We start from the raw sequence: 2,743 nt of genomic DNA, 5'->3' as shown, positions 1-2,743 counted from the left end.
AGCGAGACGCGGATCCAGCCTCGCCGGTGCGGCCGAACGCGCTGCCGGGTGCGACCGCGACGTGCTCGCGCTGCAGCAGGGCGAGCGCCCACTCCGCGACGTCGCCGCCCGACGCGTGCGAGACGTCGACCCAGAGGTAGAACGCGCCTCGCGGGTCGAGGTAGCGGAAGCCAGCGGCGTCGAGCACCGCCTTCGCGACCTCGAGGTTCGCGCGGTAGTGCTCGCGCGCGTCCCGGACGGCCGAGTGGTCCCCGACGATCGCCGCGAGGGCCGCGTACTGGTCGGGCTCGGCGACGCAGCTGATCATCGCCTCCTGCGTGGTCCGCATCGTCGGCCCGAGCCCCTTCGGTGTCACGAGGTAGCCCACCCGGACCCCGGTCATCGCGTAGGTCTTGCTGAGCGAGAAGGCCGAGAACACACGGTCGTCCTCGTCGAGGGCGGCGATGCTGATGTGCCGGGTCCCGTGGGTGAAGTACTCGTAGACCTCGTCGCTGACGACCCACAGGTCGTGCCGCTTCGCCAGTGCGAGGAGGTCGCGGAGGGTCTCCTCGCCGAACACCGAACCGAGCGGGTTCGACGGGGAGTTCACGATGATCGCCCGCGTCCGCTCGGTGATGCTCGCCTCGAGCGCGGCCAGGTCGGGCTCGAACCCGTGCTGCGGCGTCAGCTGGTACGGCACCGGTGTCGCGCCGAGGATGTGCGCGTTCATCGTGAAGGTCGTGTAGCCGGGGTCGGGCACGAGCACCTCGTCTCCCGGGCTCAGCACGAGCGTCATCGCCTGGAACAGCGCCTGTGTCGCGCCGATCGTCATCCAGACCTGCTCGAGGTCGACCTCGACCCGGTTCTCGCGCCGGAGCTTGTCGACGATCGCCTGCCGGAGCGGCGTGATCCCACCGTTCGGCGTGTAGTCCGTCCGGTCCTCCGACCATGCGCGGCGCGCGGCCTCGCCGATGTGCGGCGCCACCGGCACGTCGGGCTCGCCGATCACGAGCATCGTGACGTCCGTGCCGGTCGCTCGGAGCAGGGCGGCCTGCTCGAAGACCCTCCGGATGCCGGAAGCGGGGACGGTGTCGATGCGTGGTGCGAGGGACGGCATGACCGCCACGGTAGCGACCGTGTGTTGCCGGGCGGTTTCGGCCGGATCCGGTGCGGTGTGGCTCCGGCTGCTCCGGCGTTCTCGATGCCGTGTTGCTCCGGTCCGGGGCTCCGGTCCGCGGCCTGTCGGGCTTTGGTCGGCGGCCCTGCGCCTGGTAGTGTTGGTGGCTGGCTTCCGCGTTCCCCGCCCACGGGTGGAACGCGATGCGACCAAGGGCCCCTCTACCCAGCGGTCGCGACCACCCGTAGAGACGAACAGGAGCAACACGCATGGCGAACATCAAGTCGCAGATCAAGCGCATCAAGACCAACCTCAAGGCCACCGAGCGGAACAAGGCGTACCGCTCGGAGCTCAAGACGCACATCCGCCACACGAACGAGGCGATCGCTTCGGGCGACAAGGACAAGGCCGTGGCGGCCCTGGCCCTCGCGTCGAAGAAGCTCGACAAGGCCGTGAGCAAGGGTGTCATCCACAAGAACCAGGCCGCGAACCGCAAGTCGGCGATCGCGAAGAAGGTCTCGGCTCTCTGAGTCCGGCTCCTCGAAGGCCCCGTACCGTTCCGGTGCGGGGCCTTCGTCGTGTGCGGGGTGGTGCGGGCGGGGTGCGGTCGTGGGGCGAGTGCGGTCGTCGTCGTCGAACGACCCGGCCGCTGTCGTACGACATCGGCCACGTCGCCGCTTGTGCACGCGCGAGTGCGGCGACCGCGGAGAACGACGTGATCGACGTCGTACGACAGCGGCACCGTCGCGCGGCAGCGGCAGCGGCAGCGGCAACCGCAACCGCAACGTCGCGCGGCAGCGGCAGCGGCAACGGCAGCGGCAACGGCAACGGCAGCGGCAGCGGCAGCGGCAGCCAGCTCCCGAAGTCAGCTCCCGACTCCGGGCTTCCGGCGAACGCCTCAGCGGTCCTCGCCGCGCCGGGCGATGGTCCGCACCATCACCTCGAGCGCGTAGTGCGCGTCGCGTGACCCGCCCTTCACCGCGGTGTCCGCCGCCGCGATGCTGAGGATCGCGTTCGCCAGCCCCGCCTCGCTCCAGCCGGCGACGTCCCGCTGTGCTCGCTGCACCTGCCACGGCGCCATCCCGAGCGCCGAGGCCGCCTGCCCGCTCGATCCGCGGAAGCCGCTGACCTTCGCCATCGTGCGGATCTTGCTCGCGAACGCCGCCACGATGGGCACCGGGGCCTCCCCCGTCGCGAGCGCGTGCCGCAGCTCGACGATCGCCGGGGCAGACCGCCCGGCGAGTGCGATGTCGGCCACCTTGAAGGCGTTCGTCTCGACCCGGCCGCCGTAGTACTTGTCGACGACCTTGTCGGTGATCTCGTCGGCCGAGTCGGCGAGCAGCTGCCGACACGCAGCCGCGAGCTCGGCGAGGTCGTCCGCGAACGCCGCCACGAGCGTCCGCACCGCCGACGGCGCGATCTTCCGCCGGGCAGCCCGGAACTCCGCGTTCACGAAGTCGACGCGGTCCGTGTCGCGCTTGAGCTCGTCGCACTGCACCTCGACCCCGCCACCGACGCCGCTGCGGATCGTGTCGAGCAGCTTCTTGCCGCGCATCCCGCCCCCGTGACGCAGGACGAGGGTGACGTCGTCCGCCCGGTCCTCGAGGTAGGCGATCGTCTCCGTGATGAGGGCGTCCGTGCACTTCT

3 protein-coding genes are annotated in these 2,743 nt (G+C 70.9%); 1 reads left to right on the top strand and 2 read right to left on the bottom strand.

Annotation, left to right across the window (positions count from 1 at the left end; all coding sequences use genetic code 11):
* The coding region (locus I59_RS20025; RefSeq protein WP_261976578.1) for a pyridoxal phosphate-dependent aminotransferase at positions 1 to 1,096 on the bottom strand (1,096 nt) is incomplete at its 3' end.
* Positions 1,097 to 1,365: 269 nt separating this feature from the next.
* On the opposite strand from I59_RS20025, the gene rpsT reads away from it, so the two are divergent.
* Positions 1,366 to 1,626 (top strand): 30S ribosomal protein S20, encoded by a 261-nt coding sequence (gene rpsT / locus I59_RS13335; protein WP_022904294.1) that lies wholly within the window; start codon positions 1,366 to 1,368, stop codon positions 1,624 to 1,626.
* 368 nt (positions 1,627 to 1,994) lie between these two features.
* Here rpsT and holA read toward each other — a convergent pair.
* A partial coding sequence (holA, locus tag I59_RS13330) for a DNA polymerase III subunit delta (RefSeq protein WP_022904293.1) occupies positions 1,995 to 2,743 on the bottom strand: 749 nt, incomplete at its 5' end.

The organism is Curtobacterium sp. B8, assembly GCF_000333315.1.
Taxonomy (GTDB): Bacteria; Actinomycetota; Actinomycetes; order Actinomycetales; family Microbacteriaceae; genus Curtobacterium; species Curtobacterium luteum.
This window is presented reverse-complemented; position numbering and strand designations above follow the sequence as displayed.